This window comes from Roseivivax sp. THAF30 (genome assembly GCF_009363575.1).
Lineage (GTDB): Bacteria > Pseudomonadota > Alphaproteobacteria > Rhodobacterales > Rhodobacteraceae > Roseivivax > Roseivivax halotolerans.
Window position 1 is genome coordinate 2,078,169 of the sequence record NZ_CP045389.1, and the last position, 20,088, is coordinate 2,098,256.

A 20,088-nucleotide genomic window follows, 5' to 3' on the forward strand; every position below is an offset into this window, starting at 1 on the left:
GTCTCCCTCCCGAGTCCTTTTTCGGTAACGGTGACAGCATGAAATCGGACAGGCATGGGGCATTTGCCCTATCTTGCGAAGGTGATAAGTGCAGATCATGGAGATTGACCTGCACACCGCGCTAAAGGTCGCTGACATTCAAAAGCGCTTGCTCGAGCTCGAACTGCAGCCAGACGTTGTCGAGGGCATTCTGCAGGACACGGCAAGTCTGGTTGAGGCGGATGCGGCTATGGCCGCCTGGCTGAACGAGGGCACGCCGTTATTGACCACATGGAATACCGGCCCGCAGATCGAGGAATACTTCTTTCGGACATTTGCCGGAGTGGACCGGGACGGAAACATCCGGTCGACTGACCCCGATCTGGACAACATCAATCTGACAAGACGCCAAATTGGAAGCGGTGTTTATCGTGAAAGCGCGTTTGCCAGCCGCGAGATCATCGAACATGCCGCCTTTCACCGCGAGGCGTTTTATCCTGCGGGCATGAACTACGTGGTCGGCATGACAAAACGCCTCGCCGTCGGCGAGGCGGTGTTTGCCATGGGCTATTCCAGCGACAAAGCGCTGGCGGTTACCGGGGAAAAGACTGAAATCGTACTTAACCTGCTGCTGCCAGCCTTCGCGAGTGCTTTTGCGTCCCTTGACCAGCAGGCGCGCACCCAGGAGCGACTTCAACGCGCTATTGCCGAGAGCGACATGGATGTTCGCCTCAATGATAGCGAACCCGGACCCTCAGAGGCGAGCCGAGCATTTCTCAACCTGCCTCTTCCGGATCCGGATGCGGGATATATCAGTATATCGCCGCCAGATGCAGCGAGCCTGGCAAAGCGGCTTGCGGACACGTTCGGCCTGACAAAACGTCAGGAAGACATGGCGCGCTGTTTGCTTGATGGCCTATCAACGAAGGAGGCCGCAGCCCGCATGACGATCAGCGTCAATACCGCCCGGCGCCACTGTGAAGCCGTGCTGACCCGAACCGGTGCCAGAAGACGTAGTGCGCTGAACAAGCTTGCGCGCTCGATCACCTCAAGTTTGCCGAAGTAAGTTTCTCGGAAATGATGGGTTTGAAGGCTCTTGAGGTCTTTACTGCAAAAAAAGTCATTTGTGACCAAAACTGCCGTTTGATGGATGGGTTTCTTCCACCAAGGAGACATCCATGCATGCTGCAGCGAACTTCCGCTCCCGCCCTGTCTCCCGAAGACCTTCGCGCGCGCGGTTAGACCCGAGCACAGGCGACGAACGGCATGAACGTCCGCGAAGCTTTCGAACGCGGATTTGGCGAGCCTCCTGCTTTCTCTCTTGGATAAGGGGAAAACTTTTGAGGATGTGCGCCCACACCGCACGAGTTGCGCTTCATACTGTAGATCCAAAATAAAAAATCGCGCCGCCCGCAGGCGACGCGACAAGCTTTTCACGACGTAATCTTACTGACCGGGCGTGAGCTTATGGATCGAGCCCTCGTCAACCGCCGTGTAGAGGCTGCCGTCGGGGCCAAGCACGACGGACCGGAAGCGTGCCGAGTCCATCGGAAGGGTCATCTCAGTGACATCCTCCACTTCCGTACCTTCATCATTGAACTCGATCACGTCGATGCGCTGACCGATGGGCGTTCCGCCAAAGCCGATGCCCATGATGCCGACAACCATTGCGCCGTCCCAGCTGCCCCACTGCTCACCTTCAAGGAAAGCAGCCGAAGACGTTCCTTGCGACCAACCATTATTGGTCCAGATCGGGGGCATCGCATCCGGATAGGTTTCGAAGTCTGTCATCGGCATGAAGGCGGCGCGCTCGTAGCGGTTCATGCCCTCGCCCTGGTTCGGCATGTACCCACAATACCCATCCGGACAGTCTCCGCGTCCGGCCATGTTGTCGCGAGGATCCCAGCCGGCATTGCCGCCATTTTCGAGGATTGTGATCTCGTCTGAATGCCAGGGCCCGTGTTCCGCCGTGATCGCCGCACCGGTTTCCGGATGAAAAGCGATCCCTTGGACATTGCGGTGGCCATAGGTGTAGGTCCGCGGGTCAAAGCCTTCCGGCGGATTGTTGTCGGGATGTGCGTTACCGTCCATATCCATCCGCAAAACCTTCGACCCCATCACCGTCGGACTCTGAGGGATTTCCGGATTGTGATTGTCGCCCGTAGTCAGCCACAGGGCCCCGTCGGGACCGAAGCGAACCCGCCCTCCGTTGTGTGCTCCAGGACCGCCGAACGGGTGGTCGGACGCCTCCATCTTGTAGGGAACATCGTCCACGATGTCTGTGCGATTGGAGACTGATGTGAAGTCTTCTGACACCTCGAACCGCATGAGCCGGTTGGTATGAGGTTCGGACATGTCGGACGTTGAATAGACATAGATCCGCCGGTTCTCACCAAAGTCGGGATCGAACGCCACTCCCATCATCCCGCCTTGACCTTCGCAGAACAGATCGCTGCCATTTGCGGGATAACCTTCTGTATCTCCCACGCCGTAAAGCGCGTTGACCGTCCCGTCTGGCATGCGCACCGAAAGCCCTTCGCATTTCTCGGTGAACAACATCGTGCCGTCATCGAGGAAAGCCATATCCCAAGGGCCATCAAGATCCGACAGCACGACCTCGTGCTGCAGCGCGGTGGTATTCATCCCGGTTTGTGCGAGCGTCGCCGAAGCTCCGAACACCGTCGTCAGCGCGAGCGGCAGTGCCGCCGCGGCGCGCGTACTGAAGTTGGTAGATTTAAGCATGATCTCCTCCCAAAGCATTGCTTCCATTGGAGACGTCTATTGGAAAGTGACCTCTCCATTTCTGAAGACGTAACATTACAGAACTGTCAGTCAAACCCAGTTCCTTTTGCCGGCCTAATCGTCCAGATCTCTCAATCCGACAAGGTCGTGATATAGGTCGAAATATTCAGAATATCGTCGTCGGACAGGTCTTTTGCATGCGGGATCATCAATAGAGAATTTGGCCCGACCTTCTCGCCAGATCGGTACACCTCCAAACGCTCGACAAGGTATTCCTTATCTTTATCGGCAAGCCCCGGATAGCTCGCCACGCCCTGTGCATTGGGTCCATGGCAATTTTTGCATACGCTTTGATAGGCATCTTCACCGGCGGCAAAGTCGGCCACGCCGACATCTTCTTCAACTGTGCCGTCCGAGGCATAGGCAATGCCGGCAACGAAGCATGAAGCAAAAGCGGCGCGTAAAGTCATCTTAATCATCTTATTCCTCCTTCCGCGAACCTTAATTGAATAGCGGAACTGTATCAAAGAAAAGATTGCAGAAAAACTTACCTCCAACGCGCTTCGCCTTGCTTTGTCTTCAGGCAAACTATTCAGGATGTGCAGATATTTATCAGATGGGCTGCTCAGTTTCTGAAACAGCTGATCGATCTTATGAGTTTTGTAACTAGGATTGCCGCACCCGTGGTGATCACCGGTGCTCCACGGCGGTCCTGAGCCCACGAGGAGCAGACCATGAAAATGCGAGCAATCACAGTCATAACCGCCGGATGCGCAGTCTCCGCAAATATTGCGATGGCGCAAGACGTTCTCGAAGCTGGAGAGGTACAGTTCAACGAGAACGAGATCACCGAGCTCTACGACGGCAGCGCGTGGAGCGTACAGAATGCCTACGGTCTCGAAGTCGAAGGAGCAAATGGTGAAATTGTCGGAACGGTTGAAGACTTTGTCTTATCGACGCAAGGCAACCTCATCGCTCTGATTGCTGAAGTCGGCGGCTTCTGGGACTTGGGAGACACTCACGTGAGCATCCCATGGGAGGAGGTTGAGTTCGAGGCTTCGGGCCCAGTTGCCGTACCTCTTACTGAAGAAAACGTCGAAAACTATGACTTGTTCACTTCGGCAGGATTATCCGGGACAGAGGTCGAAACCGAAGTTGCACCGGGCACCGACGCCGCAGAACTCGGAGGTGAGTACTGGCGAGCGTCAGAAGTCGTGGATACCTATGCGCGCGTACGCAGCGATGGTGAAACTTGGGCAAATTTTGGCTTCGTCAGGGATATTCTGATCGATGAGCAGCGAATAAAGGCAACTGTGGTCAATACCACAGCCGCCCACGGACCTTCGATCTATGCCTATAGATATGAAGATACGCAAAATCGCGGGGAACAAGCCTGGTGGCAACCTGGTGATCGCACATATGACATTCCCGTTCTTGTCGAGGATACAACGGATCAGGCCGAATTCGAGCCAAATCGCATGAACCGCGAATAGCAGGTTTCGTGCCCCTCAATCGCGTGGGGTTCAGAGACTGGAAGCGACGTTTTAATAAACAATAATTGTCGATCTGACCCCAAACTCCCGCACGCCTGTATCGGAATGAAGCGAGAAGCTTTTACAAGAAAACTTCTTGAAAAGTGACTTGGCACGAAGACTTCCGCTCATTCCAGATTTTTCCGACATGACCAACCCAAGGAGGAGAAAATGTTTATTTTATATAAAGATATCAAAAACTTTGAAATTGAAGCGAGTAACGGCTCAAAAGGTCGCGTCAGGGATTTTTACTTCGATGACAAGACCTGGGAGATCCGATATCTGGTCGTCAAGTCAGGCTTCCTGTTCAATACGAGCGAAAGCCTGATTACAACTGCCCACCTCCGGACACCTGATCTCAAGGAGAATAAGCTAACGCTTACCCTCACCAAAGAGCAGATCGAGGACGCAGCAAATCCAGAAGAAGACCCACCGGTAAGTACTCAACACGAACGCGCGGTCGCAAAGCTTCAAGCCGAGGCTATACCGCCAGTAGCTATAGGACTTCCTGGTGTTGCCTACACACCCGCTCTCGCAGAGCGAGAGCTTTTTGGAGAGGATGGAGAGGATCGGATCGACGATGATGTCACGCATACGACATCAGATCCGCACCTACGAAGTATGGACGAGATCTCCGGGTATTCACTTGCAGCACGCGACGACAACATCGGTGCCATTTCTGACTTCATCTTGAACCCGGATACATGGCAGGTTCGATATGTGGTTGCCGACACAGGTAATTGGCTCCCAGGACGACAGGTCGCGATAAAGCCTGAATGGATCAACGAAATCCGATGGGACGACCAGCGAATATTGGTCGATGTCACCAAAGAGACAGTCGAAACGGCACCTGAGCTGTCGGACCTTCAAGAGCTTGAGCGTAGTGCGGCTGACCTCGTAGTTTCCCATTACGGCGCTTACGGGGCTGTGCCGATGTAGAGGTCGCTGCCAACCCGAACGTCGTGTGGATCGGTCACTTGGTAGGCTGGTGACCACAAGGCATTTGAGAGCAAAAGCGATGATCGAGGCTTGACGGCAGCCAAGCTTGTCGCCTCGGTTATCGTTTGCGCATGTTCGAAGCGTTGTGCGGATCGCCTGGTTCTAAGGCTCCGACCAGTATCGCCGCTTTAAATAAGGACTGGGGACTACGCGGGTCAGACAAGCCCATTCGGTCGAGTATCGACGCATGATCTGCGCGCCTAGCCCACCCTCTCATCGCAAGCCGAAAGAGAGCACGACGAGAGGAAGCGGCCGCCTTGAGCCTGCGGAGTGCCGGCAGGATCTCCCGCTCGATCTCGTCAAAGTCGCTACCGAAGGGAAAGTCCGGAAAATCCTCCTCGCGGAAAGCATTCAGCCAGCCCGAGATGGCTTGAGGCGTATTATTGCGCCGGTCAGGATCCACCTCGTGCGACGCGGGTACCTTTCCGGCGGCCTTCGCCTCCTTAAGCAGCCTTGACTGGAAACGGCTGTCAGCAATCTCGATAAGCGACGCGATCGCTTCTGCGTCGGATTTGCCCCAAAGATCGGCGATGCCATACTCGGTCACGACGATGTCTCGCATGTGGCGAGGGATCGTCTCGTTCGCTTGAGACCAGACGATATTGCTTTCGATCCCTGAGCTGCCCTGCCGCGTTGAGGGCAGCGTGATGATCGAACGACCGTCCAAAAGCGCATGGGCCTGTGCGGCGAAGTCATGCTGTCCGCCGACGCCGCTCACCACCTGGCCGTCGGGCCTCGTGTCGGATATCGCGGCACCAAGCAAGGTGACCTTCATTGCCGAGTTGACGAACCGCGCTTCGGTGCGCGCCGCGCGTTTTCCGGGCTCGTCCCCGAATAGGGTATTTGTGTAGCTGATCGGCGACATCGCGATTTTCGAACGCATTTTCGGATTCATGTTGCGAAGCTGAGAATAAAAATCCCGGCTTTCGACAAAGAACCCGGCATGAATGGCCGCCCCATCCACTTCGCGACGGATGATCCCAGCCTTGAAAAGCTGAAGGAGACCGTCGACGAGCATTTCTGTCACCGCGTAGAGCCCGGTTTCGAACGGCGTCTCTTCGGCGAAGCCGTCCCCGGGGAAGGGCCGCGCCGCATGTATCGCAGAGATCTTGCCGGCATCGCGCAAGATGAGCGCCTGGGCCACCGCATCTCCGATCGCTCCGATGCCGATCTGCAGAGTGCCTCCGTCGACGATAAGCCGCGAGACATGCAGGCCGATAGCCTTCGCCGCATCATCGACCGGCTGCTTGACCGCCGAGAACAGCTCGAATGGCACCTTCGGCTCAAAGAGGATATCCGCTTCCGAGATCGGGAACGCCGCAGCTCCCTCCATGAAGGGAAGTTCGGGATTGGTCTCTCCGGCGAAAAGAGCGTCGAGACGGCCGTCGCGGCGCAACTCCATCAGGTCAGCGGTAATGTCAGGATTGCAGGAGACGCTCAGACGATCCTCACTCCATGCGACGAGATGCAGGATCAGGTTCGGCTTCTGCGCCAACAATACGTCGCGTGCATCGCTGTAATTCACGGAGACATAGTCCTGCTGCGCGGGAGCGACCCCGAGCCAGCGACCGGCGGGAAAAAAGAACTCGCGCACGTTGATGTTGTCCGGCAGCGTTCCGTCGCGGAGCATGGCTGCGTAGTCGAGCCCCGGATAGCGGCCGAAGAGCCTGTCCATCGCCGGTTCGAGAAAACGACGCTCCATGTCCGAAGAGGGGTTCGGCCTCTCGAGCGTGAGCGCGGTGAAGATCGAAAGACGGATACTGGGATCGTCTTTTGCGATCCGTGTCAGCGCATTGATCAGCGTCACCGGTTTGCCGAGCCCGAGCGGCAGCCCGACGCGGATTTCATTGCCGAGCCGCGCCACGATTTCGCGGGCAGCCGCCTCCACATCGTCGAAATGAGTCGGACTACGCAAACCTGGACCAACCCTCGTCTGGAGCGAAGCGCGGACCATGATCCTCTGCCATCGCATCAAGCTGGTCCCGGATTTCGTTTGGACCACGCGCACTGGCGTAATGCATCGGCCCGCCCCGGAAAGGCGCGAAGCCGGTCGCGAAGATCATGGCGCCGTCGATCTGAGCCTCGTCCTGGGCAACGCCCTTTCTCAGGCATTCGACACAGGCGTCGAGCATGGGCAGGATCAGGCGATCTGAGATCATTGTGTCAGTGTGGTCTTCGCCGCTCTCCGGCCCACCGTCCGGCCAATGATAGAAGCCCTTGCCCGCCTTCTTGCCGGTCTCGCCTCGCTGCACCTTCTCGCGCAGCCAATCGGGAACGGGGGCCATCGGCTTGTCGAGTTCAGAGGCAAGGCTGTCTGCCACGTGCAGGCAGATATCAAGGCCGACCTGATCCGCGAGCGTCACCGGCCCCATCGGCATGCCGAAGCGCATGGCAGCGCGGTCTACATCCTCTTTCGCCGTGCCTTCGTCAATCAGCGCCATCGCTTCGAGAAGGTAGGGCGTCAGGGCTCGGTTCACGAGAAACCCGGGCGCGTCCGCAACGCGCGCCGGCAAGCGTCCGAGTTCCCCGCATAAGGCGGCCAGCCTGTCGGTCGTGTCTTGCACGGTGGTTTTGTGCGCGACAACCTCGACGAGCTGCATCTTGGCAACGGGGTTGAAGAAGTGCAGCCCCCCGAACCGGCTCGCATCAGGCGCGACCTCGGCCAACGCCGCGAGACGCAGGCTCGACGTGTTGGTGGCAAGAATAGCATCGTCTTTCATCCGCGTGCCGAGATCGGAATAGATGTTCGCTTTCGCCTCAAAGTCTTCCGGGCCTGCTTCGACAACCAGATCCGCTTTCGCGAGCCCATAGCCATTGGGGTCAGGCATGAGCCGGTCAAGCGCATCACGCGTCTCGGCCGAGGAGAGATGCGCGGCTTCGCAGATCTCTTTTGCACGTCGCACCGCGGCACCGAGCGGCGCAGCGTCAATGTCGCCAAGCGTCACCATCTTGCCCTTCAACGCGGCCCAGGCGGCGATGTCCGCGCCCATCGCGCCAGCGCCGATGACGTGCACGCGGGCAATGCCGCTTTCTCCGCGCCCACTCTCTCGCAGCGATTGGCGCAGGAAGAACGCGCGCATCAGGCTCTTGGCAGTATCGGTCTCGAGAAGACGCGCGAAGCTTTCGATCTCGGCTTTCTGCATGGCTGCGGAGTCGCCGCCATACGCCTCCCAGATGTCGATCAGCGCGTATGGCGCTGGGTAGTGATCCTGCGCCGCTTTCTTGGCAGTTTCCGTGCGCATCTTTCGCGCGGCGATCTGGCGCGCAGGCTTCAGCCCAAAGGCGCGAGCTTTCACGCCGGGTTGCCTGTCCTGCGCGTCGCCTGCGGCGAAGGCCTGCACAGCGGCCGCGACGTGTCGCTCCTGCGTGACAGTATCTGCGATCCCGAGTTTCCGAGCCTTACGCGTATGCACGGTCTTGCCGGTGAGCATGAGCGTCATCGCCTCGTCCGGATCGATAAGCGCAGGCAAACGGAATGTCCCCCCAAGCCCCGGATGCAAGCCGAGCTGTACCTCGGGAAAACCGAAAGAGCCCCCGTCGATCAGGATCCGGTGGTCGCAGGCCAGCGCCAGCTCGAAGCCCGCACCAAGCGCCGCGCCGTGCACCACCGCGACAGTCGGGCACTCGAGCCGCGCGAGCCGGTCGAGCACGTCATGTCCCTGCCGGATGAGATCAGCCGCCCCGCTCTCGGCCATATCTGAAAAGCCGGAAATGTCGGCCCCTGCCGCGAAACCGGAGAGCTTGCCGGAGCGGATTACGACGGCCTTAGGGCGCTCGCGCTCGAGCCACTGAATGAGATCGGACAGCTCCCGGATCACCGCCTCCGAGATCGTGTTGGTCCCGCTGTCGGCGACGTCCAGCACCAGCCAGGCGACGCCGTCCTTGTCCGCGCCCGCGCGCCAATTTCGATGGGCGGCGACATCATTGGCCGCGCCAAGCTCGAGTTTCGTCTCTCCGAGATGTGTCAGAACAGGTCCCGTCATGCGGCCTCCAACAGCATGGCGCCGCCTTGCCCGCCGCCGATACATTCGGTGGCGATGCCGCGGCGCGCGCCTTGCCTTTTCATGGCGTTCGCGAGGTGCAGCACGATGCGGTTGCCGCTTGTCCCGACCGGATGTCCGAGCGAGATAGCGCCGCCATCGATATTGAGGCAGTCCCGGTCGATCCGGCCGAAGGCCTCATCCATTCCGAGGATCTCGCGGCAGAACGCCTCGTCGTCCCAGGCGGACAGACACGACAGAACTTGCGCCGCGAAGGCCTCGTTGATCTCCCAAAGATCGATGTCGGCAGCGCCGAGCCCGTTGCGTCGCGCGATCGGGGTTGCCGACAGAACGGGTCCGAGGCCCATAACCGAGGGATCGAGCGCGGCCCAGTCGCTGTCGGCGATCCGCGCAATGGGCGTCAGACCATGTTCCTCGACCGCCTCCTCAGAGGCGAGCAAGGTCCAGGACGCGCCGTCGGTGATCTGCGAGGCGTTGCCCGCCGTCACCTTGCCGTAGGGCTTTTCGAACACCGGTTTCAGCTTTGCGAGTGAGGCGGCGTCGCTCTCCGGGCGCACACCGTCATCGCTTTCATGAACTCCCCCGTCACGGTCGAACGCCGGCTCGACCTCACCGCGCAAAAGGCCCTCCCTCTGCGCGCGTGCAAGGCGGTGATGGCTTTCGACCGCGTAGGCGTCGGCCTCCTCGCGCGTGATCTCGAAGCGATGCGCCAGAACCTCGGCGGTCTGCCCCATGTCGAGTTCGGTGATCGGATCGGTCAGACCGCGTTCGAGTCCGATGACCGGTTTGAAGAAATCAGCGCGTAGCCCTTTCATATGCTTCGCGATCTCCACAGGGCCCTTTGCATTCGAGAGCCCTGCATACCATTCGACTGCCGTCTCGCGCAGCACGAGCGGCGAATGGCTGAGCGACTCCGTGCCGCCTGCGAGGATCATATCGTGTGATCCGTCCCGGATATAGCGATAGGCGGTGTCGATGGACTGCATCCCCGACCCGCAATTGATCTGCATGGTGAAGGCCACGGTATCGACCGGCATCCCGAGGCGAAGCGCAGCCACGCGCGCGGGATTCATCTCGTCCGCGACGACGTTCACGCAGCCGAGGACGACGAGGTCGATCGCTGTCTCCGGGATTGGTTGCCGCGCGAGCAGTGGCCGGCCGCACTGTACCGCGAGATCCACGGGCGTGAACGGACCCGGTTGGCCGCGTGCCTTGAGGAACGGCGTGCGGGCACCATCGACAAGATAGACGCAACGTCCAGTCATTCCGCGGCCTCGGGTGTCCGGTGGCTCCGGCGCTCGTAGTCGGGAAAATAGCCGGCAAGGTCTTTGGGCACGAAATCATCGACCGCGATGACCCGCGCAACGGCCGCCTGCATCGCCTCGAGCTCGGCCTTCTCCTCGGCGGTGATGAGCCCGTCCTCCAGCGCTGTTTCCGGTGTTGTATCCGCATCGCGCACGCGCTTTCGGATTGGCTCAGCGGCGATGACACGTTCAAAGGCGTCGTCGAGCTGGCGCAAGCCGTCTCGTTCGCACCCACCGAACATGCGTCCGATGATCCTCTCGCGCGTCTCGGACGGCGTCATCAGAAGCTGCGCGCAAGCCCGCGTCAGGCGATCGTCGGGCCCTCGCGCCGTGCCTCCGGTCAGTGTCACCACCCGCAAGAGCATCGCCGCCCAGCGAACAGGGAAGTTTGCAAGGACTTCGTCCATTGTCCGGCGGATACGAGCTAGCGCGCTGTGAGCGGCATGCTCGAGAAGCGGAAGATCCGCCTTCTGGCGTCCGTCGTCCTGCCACCGCTTCAACGCTGCGGTCAGGATGTAGAGATCGGAGAGCACATCCCCCATGCGGGCCGAGATCATTTCCTTGCGCTTCAGATTTCCGCCGAGCGTGAGGAACGCCATGTCGGCCGTCAATGCATAGGCCGCCGACCAGCGCGACACTTGTCCATAGATCCAGGTTGCGTCCCCCGCCGCGGGCGTGGGCGCGGCCCTGCCCCCGGTCCAGGCGCGGCCGAGCGCTCGGAAGAATGTCCGTACCGAGTGGCCTACATGTTTCCAGAAATGCGTGTCGAACGCTTCGAGCGAGGCGGCGTCGCCTTCCTTCTCCAGCGCCTGCATTTCGTCCAGAAGGTGAGGATGCGCACGCACGGCCCCCTGACCAAACACGATCAGATTACGGGTCACGATATTCGCACCTTCCACCGTAATGCCGATCGGCACAGCCTTGTAGAGAGGTGCGAGGTAATTCGACGGCCCGTCGATGACCGCCTTCCCGGAATGGATGTCCATCGCATGGTTCAACGCCTCGCGCATCCGTGTCGTGCCGTGCAGCTTCATGATCGCCGAGATCACGGCCAGGGACCGCCCCTCGTCGAGACCGGCGCAGGTGAGGCGCCGCGCTGCATCGAGTTCGTATGCTCCGGCTGCGAGACTCCCGAGCGGGGCCTGAATGCCTTCGAACTTGCCGATCGGAAGGCCGAACTGTTCCCGCACCCGTGCATATGCACCCGAGCTATGGGCCGACAGCGCGACGGCCGCTGCGGATAGGGACGGCAGCGAGATGCCGCGACCGGCGGCAAGGGCGCTCATCAGCATCATCCAACCCCGCCCGGCATACTCCTCACCGCCGATGACGTGATCGAGCGGGATGAACACGTCGTGACCTTGGGTCGGCCCGTTCTGGAACATCGTCGATGCCGGGATGTGTCGGCGGCCGGTTTCCACCCCCGGCAGATGCGTCGGCACGAGCGCGCAGGTGATGCCGACATCCTCCTCGTCACCCAGCAAACCGTCAGGGTCGCGCAGTTTGAACGCGAGTCCCAGAACTGTGCAGACCGGCGACAGCGTGATGTAGCGCTTTGCCCAGTTGAGCCGGATGCCGAGCACCTCCTCACCGTTCCATGTGCCCCGGCAGACGACACCCGTGTCGGTCATGGCAGAGGCGTCCGAGCCGGCCTCCGCGCTCGTCAAGGCAAAGGCGGGCAGTTCGCGACCATCGGCGAGGCGCGGCAACCAGTGTCGCTTTTGCTCCTCCGTGCCGAACTGCATCAAAAGCTCGCCCGGTCCGAGCGAGTTCGGAACCATGACGGTCACGGCGGCCGCGACCGAGCGCGTCGAGATATAGCGAACGACCTCGGAATGCGCGAAAGCGGAAAACCCGAGGCCACCATGGCTCTTGGGAATGATCATCCCGAAAAAGCCCTTGTCGCGCAGGAATTGCCAGACCTCTTCGGACAGGTCCGCTCGCTCGTGGTTGATCGACCAATCGTCGATCATCTCGCAAAGCTGGGTGCATGGGCCCTCGAGGAACGCCTGCTCTTCGTCCGACAGGTCGGACGCAGCGACAGCGGATAGCTTCGACCAGTCCGGGTTACCGGAGAACAGTTCCGCGTCCCACCAGACCTCTCCTGCGCTCAGCGCTTCGGCTTCCGTTGCCGAAAGCTTCGGCATCGCGCCGCGTGCCCAGCGGTGTATCGGCTTGGTGATAACGTTTTGACGAAAGCGGCTCATGGCACGATCCTTTGCGAATAAACACGTTGGCGTTCTGCCAACGGGAATGATGCAGGCGTATTCGGAAGCGTAGTTTCCGACATCGCGTTGGTGAATATTCTATCGCTCGCCCCGCGCCCGGAATGCGGGAGCGTTTGATCGTGGCGAAACGGAACCCATCAAGGTCGGCGCTGCGACAAGCTTCAGTATTTTGCGGTCGCATCGCTTGCAGGAAACGTCTGGTCGAGTTCATCGTCACGACGGCTCCATGCATTTTGCTCATCGCGCATCGCCGCGACATCGGCATCGCGGATCGGCTGTGCCTGACCAATCGGCCCGCCATCATCGAACCGGCGGAATGCGGTGCGTCCATAAGGCTCCGCGCGCCTTTTCTTCCGGCCGAGAATATATCCGAAGCCAAACAGCGCCGCGGCGGAGACAATCATGTTGCGCATGGCAAACACCTCCAAATTACGGCTATCCACTCAACGCACTCTGTGGTTCCCCGGTTCCTTGCGCTGACATGCTCCTAATCGCTGAAACCGGTCCGGTCCGAACATGAGTTTTGGGGGATACATGGTATTGCTCCCGTCTCTTGTCGGGGCGCATGAGGCGTCCGACAGACCCTTGGAACGACGTCGATCATGAGAACGTTGAACTGTCAGGCAACCGAAAAAGGAGGCCAAAATGTCAGTCGCAACAGTGACGGAAATTTCTGCAACTTCCAGCGATAGCTTTGACGATGCTGTGCAACAGGGCATAGCTCGCGCCAGTAAAACTCTGCGCAACATTCAAGGCGCATGGGTCAAGGAAAGCAAGGTAAGTGTCGCGGACGGTCGGGTGACCGAGTACAGGGTCAACATGCAAGTGACTTTCGAGCTCGACACCTGAGCACGAGAGAAATCATTCAGAAGGCCGGACACCAGTCCGGCCTTATTAAATTGAGCGGGTTGTCTCCGAAGGGTCCGAGACCGTCGTCTTTACGGCATGACGCTTCAAGCGTGGATTGATGTTCTTCAAATAGCCCCGACATCGAATTGGCCTTTCAGACACTGATACGATGAACTGCCCGCAAGTTGGGATTTTAAGACCGTGGATTTAATCTGACTTAGGCACGCAATCACTCAAGAGTGCCACCAGCGGATTGAGAGGCACACTATGACAACTGGAAATTGGGAATTGCTTCAACGACAGGGTTCTCGCGAGGTTTGGGTAAAACGCTGCAAAGAATCCGATGGCACAGAAACATCGCATTATAAAGGCGAGGAATACAGCGAACTTCGAGGTGAGCGTCAGAAAGTTGAGGAGTTGGAGTATTTTGAAACCGAAACACAGGCGCTCGCATGGCTTAATGCAGGGGTTAGTTAGACTTCCTCAGAAACCATAAGCGACCACATGATCGTCGCGAAACTCATTCAAACCAACGTTTTGGCGTCAAACGGTAGGTTTGTGGCAACAGCTATGCGCTCGATTGGCGCTAAGCACCTCGTATATAATGCGAACGACGGTGCCCGAGCGTCCATCGCTTTAGGTTTGGTCCTTGAACCCGCTTGGATGTCCGCTCGTATGATGCGCTTACGGTCGTTGAGCGCGTGCCGCGTAAGCCCGCAATCTGCCCTCTCTCACCGACAGCGGTTCGCAGATGTCAGCTACAAGCTGAGCGGCTGCTTATGGTGTTGCCGGTGCGGCATGCGAGGTCCCAGAAACTAACAGACGCTATCGAGCTCCGACTTCCAAGTAAGAGATGACACACTCTTGCAGGGCCATCGCTGAATATTCTCTGAGCGTCCCATCCGACGGTTTTGGCTTCAAAAGAGCGTGGTCCACATTCTTATTGTTTTCATTCCATTTATTGGGCTCTCAGGTACGCCTCCCGGGCCTACCAGCTTTCATGGGCGTTCTGGGCTGGATTGGCCCATCTTCTGCGCGGATCAGTCTCGCCGCCACAAGTTTCCGAGCGAAACATCTCGGAAGCCCTGATGCCGCCGCGAGAGCCGGATCGTCGGACAGCGGCCTCACTGTTCGGTTCGAACGTGACGACGGGCGTGTCAGATCGACACGAAGGATAGGGCCAGGAAGCAAATCGCAGACAGCCCGGCAGCTGCAGGGACGGTGATGACCCAGGCTGCGGCAATCGTCAGGAAATGCGAGCGCCGCACCAGCTTGCGACGCCGACGCTCCTCGCTGGGAACGCGTCGCGCCGCCGGGCGCGTGTCCTGGATCATGCGGGCGCGGCGCTCGGCATGCCATTCGCGGAAGAACCCGACACCGAAAACCCCGCCGACCGCGATATGCGTCGAGCTGACGGGAAGGCCAAGCCATGAGGCCGCGATCACCGTGACGGCCGCCGACAGCGCCACGCAATAGGCGCGCATCGGGTTCAGCTTGGTGATCTGGTTACCGACCATCTGGATCAGCTTCGGGCCGAACAGCATCAGTCCGAACGAGATGCCGATTGCCCCGATCAGCATGACCCAGACGGGGATCGCAACCTCGGCGGCCGCTCCACCTGTCTCCTGCGCGTAGACGATGGCAGCGAGCGGGCCGACCGCATTCGCGACGTCGTTTGCGCCATGCGCGAAAGACAGAAGAGCGGCCGATATGATCAACGGCATCCGGAACAGCACCTTGAGAGAGCGGTTCCGGTTCTCGAGCCCGTTCGACTGGTGGCGGATCAGGGGCACGGACGCGCTGGCGCAGAGCGTGCCGATGGCGGCTCCGATCATCAGGGCCGTCGGCATGTCGATCGACATGACGTGCTTCAGGCCCTTCAGCGCAAGATAGCTGGCGAACGCTGCCGCCATCAGTCCGATCAGGACCGGCACCCAGATGCGGGCCGCGGCGATCTTGTCCTCGACATAGATCACCTTCCACTTGATGAAGGCGAGCATGGCTGCCGCGATGATGCCGCCGAGCGCAGGCGAGATGACCCAGCTGGCCGCGATCGCGCTCATCGTGGTCCAACTGACCGCGCCGAGCCCGGCCGCCGCGATACCCGCTCCCATGACGCCGCCGACGACCGAATGGGTGGTCGAGACCGGTGCGCCGATGAAGGTCGCAAGGTTCACCCAGAGCGCGGCTGACAGCAGCGCTGCCATCATAGCGGTGACGAACACCCGGCTATCGGCGAGGCTTTCAGGCGCGACGATCCCCTTGGAAATCGTGTCCACGACGTCACCGCCCGCCAGCAGCGCACCCGCGCTCTCGCAAATGGCCGCAATCGCGATGGCGCCAGCCATGGACAGCGCCCGCGCCCCGACCGCCGGACCCATGTTGTTGGCAACGTCATTCGCGCCGATGTTGAGCGCCATGTAGGCACCGAACGCTGCCGCCACCACGACGAAGATCGCGCCCGGCGTCTGCCCGACGATCAGGCCGGCGGCGATCGCGGCGACACCGACGAACAGCAGCGACAACCCCGCTCCGATAAGCGGCCGCGACGCATACATGGTCGCGGCCTCGAGCCGCGACAGACGGTTGAGGTCGCGGTCGAGGGTTTGCCAGCTATAGGAGCCGTCCTGCTCGCTCATGTGTTTTCTCTCTCAGGGGGCAAGGCTTATCGCGAAGGACCGGACAGCAGGGCCTCGGCATCGGACAGGAGCCTTTTCAGCTCTGGTTCCTCGACCGCGTCCGCAGCATCGCACGGAGTCATCCAGCGGCGCTCGCGTTTTCCGGCTTCCGGATACACGTCGTAGAGCAACTCGGTTTCGATCGAATAGACGTCGACATTGGTCGGAACCGGAATACCGCCCCGAAGGCGCTTGTCGTAGCGATATTGTCCGATCCAGCCCGGTTTTCCGCTGCGCGGCTTCACGCCAGCCTCTTCCCATGCTTCCTCCAGCGCGACGCCTCCCGCATCGAAGCCGGTCTTGGGCCAGCCCTTGGGCAGGATCCAGCGGCGCGTCTCGAGCGAGGTCACGAGCAGGATTTCAAGCTTGTCCCGGTCCCGCCGAAAGCACAGCGCAGCGACCTGATACCGCGACGGGCGCCTCAGGATCGGCTGGATGAACTGGGACCATATCGTGTTGAACATCGGCATTCCTCGGATTCGATCAGCCGGTATCATCTGTGGCGTTCGGAATTCAACTTGGTGCGGCGACCTTGCGGTCAGGCGCATGATCTCGGCCGGCAAACCGTCTTGCGCGCTCCGAGCGCGATGACGCGCGGAAACAGCGCGCGCCTGCCGAAAGGCGCAAGGCGCGGCTCGACCGTCGAACGGGTGTCCTGCCCCTGCGGCGCGCCGCAACGCCACCGAAGCCGGGACTTGCCGACAGGCCAAGCGGACCGACCGCCGAGCGCTTGGGGAAAGCAGGCGCTACCACATAGGGCGAGCACGTCAGGCCGACCCGGCCGGCGGCCCTGCCCGTCAGCGCCCGGTTATCCCCGGGAAGGCGATGAGGACGGCAAGCGCGAGGATCTGCAACGCGATGAAGGGCAGCAGCGACCGGAAGATCTCACCGAGGCTGATATCTGGCGGGGCCACGGATTTCAGGTAGAACGCGGCCGGACCGAAGGGCGGCGAGAGGAAGCTCACCTGCATGTTCATGCAGAACAGAACCCCGAACCACACAGGGTCATATCCAAGATCTGTGATGATCGGCACGAAGACCGGCATCGCCAGCAGCGCGATGCCCACCCAGTCTAGGAACATGCCCAGAAGGAACAGGATCCCCATCATGAACAAGAGCACGACCAGCCGGTTGTCCGAGATATTGGCAACCAGCGATTGGATGAATTCAAGCCCGCCCATCAGGTTGAAGACACCCACGAGCGCCGAGGCGCCGATCCCGATCCAGACAATCATGCCAACGGTCTGAAGCGTTTGCAGCGCCGCGCCTTTCATCAGCGTGAGCGTGAATTCGCCGCGCAGCATGGTCGAGATCATGACGCCCAGAACGCCAACCGCGGAGGCTTCGGTCACGCTGGCGATCCCGCCGTAGATCGAGCCCAGAACGCCGATCACCACGAGAATAGGCAGGATCAGGCCCCGCAGAAGCTTGAGCTTTTCCGAAAGCGGCGTCTCGTCGTCAGGTGGCATTGCGGGAGCGATGGCTGGGTTCATGTAGGCGCGGATCAGCACGTAGGTGACGTAAAAACCGGCCAGCATCAGCCCCGGCAGGAAGGATGCGGTGAAGAGATCCCCGATGGAGACGTTCGCGGTCAGCCCGTAGATGATAAGGACGATAGACGGCGGGACCATCGTGCCGAGCGCCCCGCCCGCGCATACGACGCCGATGGCAAGACCACGGTCGTAGCCGAGGCGCAGCATCTGCGGCAGCGCGATGAGACCCAGGAGCACGATCTCGCCGCCGATGATGCCGGACATCGCCGCGAGGATCACCGCGACGATGATCGTCTGGATGGCGACGCCGCCGCGCAGCCGTCCGCCCACGAGCTTCATCGCGTCGAAAAGATCGCGCGCGATGCCGGAGCGGTCGAGGATGGCGGCCATCAGGACGAACATCGGCACGGACACGAAGACGAAGCTCGTGACGAAGGAATAGACCCGGCTCGTGATAAGCGGCACCGCCATCGGTCCGAACCAGCCCAGAGCGAAGATCAGCGCGACGAGCAGCGTCACGAAGGCCAGCGGAATGCCGGTGACGAGCAGCAGCAGGAGCATGCTGAACATCATGTAGGTGGCGGTCTCGACGCCGAGCCCCTGAAGCGATCCGAAAAGTTCCATCGTTACCGTTTCCCGCGTGCGTAATTCACGGTGAGCACAAGGAACTGCACCGCCATGACGGTCAGGACCGCCAGAAGGAAGACTTTCATGAGGCCGGGATAGACCGGATCCCAGGCGCTGCCCGAGCGTTCCAGCCGGAATTCGCCCGACGGCGTGAAGGCGGCACGGCCGACCATGATCCAGGCGGCATAGGTGAACATCGCCGACGAGAGCGCGCAAACCGCCGAGATGACCACGTCGAAGACGCGCCGCACCTTTGGCGACACCGCATCATAGATCAATACGACGCGGATATGGCTGTTGCGCGCCACGCAATAGAGCCCGCCATAGACGAAGGCGATGCCGGACAGGAAGATCGTGGTCTCGTGCGCCCAGGTGGTGGGATTGTTGAAGAAGTAGCGCAGGACCACTTCCTGGATGAGGATCAGCATCGCCAAGACGATACCGATGGCGAAGACGATCCCGCCTCGGGAGATGAGCCGCCCGAGCAGTCCGGCCTCGGGGATCGGCCCGCCCTCGTCTCTTGGCGGCTCTTCGCTGCTGCCGTGCTGGATATCGTCCCGTGCCGTGGTCATCGGCTGCCCTCCTCAAGACCGGGGCCGGCCTCGTGACAAGGCCGGCCCCACTTACCTTCGAGAGATCCTTACATCAGGCCCTGCTCGTTGAGATACGCGGTCAGCGCATCGTAGACCTTCTGCGCATTGTCCGAACGCTCGGCGACCTTTTCCCATTCGCCTTGGGCGATCTGGCGGAACTTGGCGCGCTCCTCGTCGGACCAGTCATGCACGGTCACCTCGCCCGAGGCTTTCGCCTCTTCGACGGCCTCCTGGTCGGCCTCGTTCAGCGTTTCGATCTGCATCTGCGCGAAGTCCTGGACAGACGTTTCGAGCATGGTCTGCTGCTCTTCGCTCAAGCTGTCCCACTTGGACTTGTTCATCGAGATCTCGACGAGCGGCATGGAGTGGAAACCGGGATAGACCGGGTGCGGGGCGACGTCGTGCATGCCCTGCGCCTGGTTTGTCGAGAAGACGGTGTAATCCGCCGCGTCGATCACGCCCTTGTCGAGCGAGGTGAAGACCTCGGAGCCGGGCAGGTTCACAGGAGCCGCACCGGCCGCCGCGAAGACCTGCTGCACGAGGCCTTCGGGCGCGCGCACCTTCAGGCCCTCCAGATCGTCGACACCTTCAAGCGGCACCTTGGAGACGAACGCCTCGAGGCCCGGCGTGGTCGCGCCGATGAATTGCAGGCCATAGGGGTTCACGAGCTCGTTCATCAGCTCCTTGCCGCCGCCTTGATACATGAAGTCGAGCATTTCCTGCGGGTCGCCATAAGCGCCAACGGGGTTCGCGATCAGGCCGAAGGCCGGATCCTTGCCCGCGAAATACGAGGTATCGGTCACGTGACCGTCGAGAATGCCCGCCGCGATGGCGTCCTGTGTCTCGTTATGGGCGACGATGGACTCGACCGGCAGAAGCTCGATCTCGATCGCGCCGTCGCTCATCTCGGAGACGCTCTCGGCCCATTGCTGCTGAAGCTGGAAATTCGGGTTGCCCGCCGGATCGGACGACTGGAAGCGCAGGGTCATGTCCTGCGCGAAGGCCGGGCCAGCAACGCTGGCCATGAGGGCTGCTATGGTCAGATGTTTCATGATTTGGGTCC

16 protein-coding genes are annotated in these 20,088 nt (G+C 60.5%); 4 read left to right on the forward strand and 12 right to left on the reverse strand.

What is annotated here, in order from left to right:
* Positions 1 to 97 precede the first annotated feature (97 nt).
* Positions 98 to 1,045: a helix-turn-helix transcriptional regulator gene (locus FIU91_RS10085; RefSeq protein WP_152462351.1), complete on the forward strand. Its 948-nt coding sequence runs from the start codon at positions 98 to 100 to the stop codon at positions 1,043 to 1,045.
* Positions 1,046 to 1,425: 380 nt separating this feature from the next.
* Here the strand turns inward: FIU91_RS10085 and FIU91_RS10090 are convergent, their stop codons facing one another.
* Positions 1,426 to 2,721 carry a sorbosone dehydrogenase family protein gene (locus FIU91_RS10090; protein WP_152462352.1) on the reverse strand — a complete coding sequence of 432 codons (1,296 nt, stop codon included), beginning with the start codon at positions 2,719 to 2,721 and terminating at the stop codon, positions 1,426 to 1,428.
* A gap of 131 nt (positions 2,722 to 2,852) precedes the next feature.
* Positions 2,853 to 3,200 carry a c-type cytochrome gene (locus tag FIU91_RS10095; protein WP_152462353.1) on the reverse strand — a complete coding sequence of 116 codons (348 nt, stop codon included), beginning with the start codon at positions 3,198 to 3,200 and terminating at the stop codon, positions 2,853 to 2,855.
* Positions 3,201 to 3,455: 255 nt separating this feature from the next.
* Here FIU91_RS10095 and FIU91_RS10100 point away from each other — a divergent pair, with 255 nt between their 5' ends.
* Positions 3,456 to 4,214 (forward strand): PRC-barrel domain-containing protein, encoded by a 759-nt coding sequence (locus FIU91_RS10100; RefSeq protein ID WP_152462354.1) that lies wholly within the window; start codon positions 3,456 to 3,458, stop codon positions 4,212 to 4,214.
* Between the two features lie 210 nt (positions 4,215 to 4,424).
* The gene (locus tag FIU91_RS10105) at positions 4,425 to 5,192 is read left to right on the forward strand and encodes a PRC-barrel domain-containing protein (RefSeq protein ID WP_152462355.1); all 768 of its coding nucleotides are present in this window, start codon (positions 4,425 to 4,427) and stop codon (positions 5,190 to 5,192) included.
* A gap of 118 nt (positions 5,193 to 5,310) precedes the next feature.
* On the opposite strand, the gene FIU91_RS10110 is transcribed toward FIU91_RS10105, so the two are convergent.
* The 5 genes from FIU91_RS10110 to FIU91_RS10130 form a co-directional block, all read right to left on the reverse strand.
* Positions 5,311 to 7,167: an acetyl-CoA hydrolase/transferase C-terminal domain-containing protein gene (locus FIU91_RS10110; protein ID WP_216651606.1), complete on the reverse strand. Its 1,857-nt coding sequence runs from the start codon at positions 7,165 to 7,167 to the stop codon at positions 5,311 to 5,313.
* Positions 7,160 to 9,235, reverse strand: coding sequence for a 3-hydroxyacyl-CoA dehydrogenase NAD-binding domain-containing protein (locus FIU91_RS10115; RefSeq protein ID WP_152462356.1), 2,076 nt, complete (start codon positions 9,233 to 9,235; stop codon positions 7,160 to 7,162). Before FIU91_RS10115 ends, FIU91_RS10110 begins: the two co-directional genes overlap by 8 nt.
* Positions 9,232 to 10,518, reverse strand: a complete 1,287-nt coding sequence (locus FIU91_RS10120; protein ID WP_152462357.1) for an acetyl-CoA C-acetyltransferase — start codon at positions 10,516 to 10,518, stop codon at positions 9,232 to 9,234. The genes FIU91_RS10115 and FIU91_RS10120 overlap by 4 nt, the downstream gene beginning before the upstream one ends.
* The gene (locus FIU91_RS10125; protein ID WP_152462358.1) at positions 10,515 to 12,764 is read right to left on the reverse strand and encodes an acyl-CoA dehydrogenase; all 2,250 of its coding nucleotides are present in this window, start codon (positions 12,762 to 12,764) and stop codon (positions 10,515 to 10,517) included. The genes FIU91_RS10120 and FIU91_RS10125 overlap by 4 nt, the downstream gene beginning before the upstream one ends.
* Before the next feature lie 182 nt (positions 12,765 to 12,946).
* Positions 12,947 to 13,228, reverse strand: a complete 282-nt coding sequence (locus tag FIU91_RS10130; protein ID WP_152462359.1) for a hypothetical protein — start codon at positions 13,226 to 13,228, stop codon at positions 12,947 to 12,949.
* Positions 13,229 to 13,430: 202 nt separating this feature from the next.
* Between FIU91_RS10130 and FIU91_RS10135 the strand changes: the two genes are divergently transcribed.
* Positions 13,431 to 13,634 (forward strand): dodecin family protein, encoded by a 204-nt coding sequence (locus FIU91_RS10135; RefSeq protein WP_152462360.1) that lies wholly within the window; start codon positions 13,431 to 13,433, stop codon positions 13,632 to 13,634.
* A 1,157-nt stretch (positions 13,635 to 14,791) separates the two neighbouring features.
* Here the strand turns inward: FIU91_RS10135 and FIU91_RS10145 are convergent.
* From FIU91_RS10145 to FIU91_RS10165, 5 genes are all read right to left on the reverse strand, one after another.
* Positions 14,792 to 16,273 carry an inorganic phosphate transporter gene (locus tag FIU91_RS10145; protein WP_093009738.1) on the reverse strand — a complete coding sequence of 494 codons (1,482 nt, stop codon included), beginning with the start codon at positions 16,271 to 16,273 and terminating at the stop codon, positions 14,792 to 14,794.
* A gap of 26 nt (positions 16,274 to 16,299) precedes the next feature.
* Entirely contained in the window at positions 16,300 to 16,776 is a 477-nt protein-coding gene (locus FIU91_RS10150) for an NUDIX hydrolase (RefSeq protein ID WP_152462362.1), read from the reverse strand.
* Positions 16,777 to 17,109: 333 nt separating this feature from the next.
* Positions 17,110 to 18,429 (reverse strand): TRAP transporter large permease subunit, encoded by a 1,320-nt coding sequence (locus tag FIU91_RS10155; RefSeq protein WP_152462363.1) that lies wholly within the window; start codon positions 18,427 to 18,429, stop codon positions 17,110 to 17,112.
* A gap of 2 nt (positions 18,430 to 18,431) precedes the next feature.
* The gene (locus tag FIU91_RS10160) at positions 18,432 to 19,004 is read right to left on the reverse strand and encodes a TRAP transporter small permease subunit (RefSeq protein WP_152462364.1); all 573 of its coding nucleotides are present in this window, start codon (positions 19,002 to 19,004) and stop codon (positions 18,432 to 18,434) included.
* A 68-nt stretch (positions 19,005 to 19,072) separates the two neighbouring features.
* Positions 19,073 to 20,077 carry a TRAP transporter substrate-binding protein gene (locus FIU91_RS10165; protein ID WP_152462365.1) on the reverse strand — a complete coding sequence of 335 codons (1,005 nt, stop codon included), beginning with the start codon at positions 20,075 to 20,077 and terminating at the stop codon, positions 19,073 to 19,075.
* Positions 20,078 to 20,088: the final 11 nt, after the last annotated feature.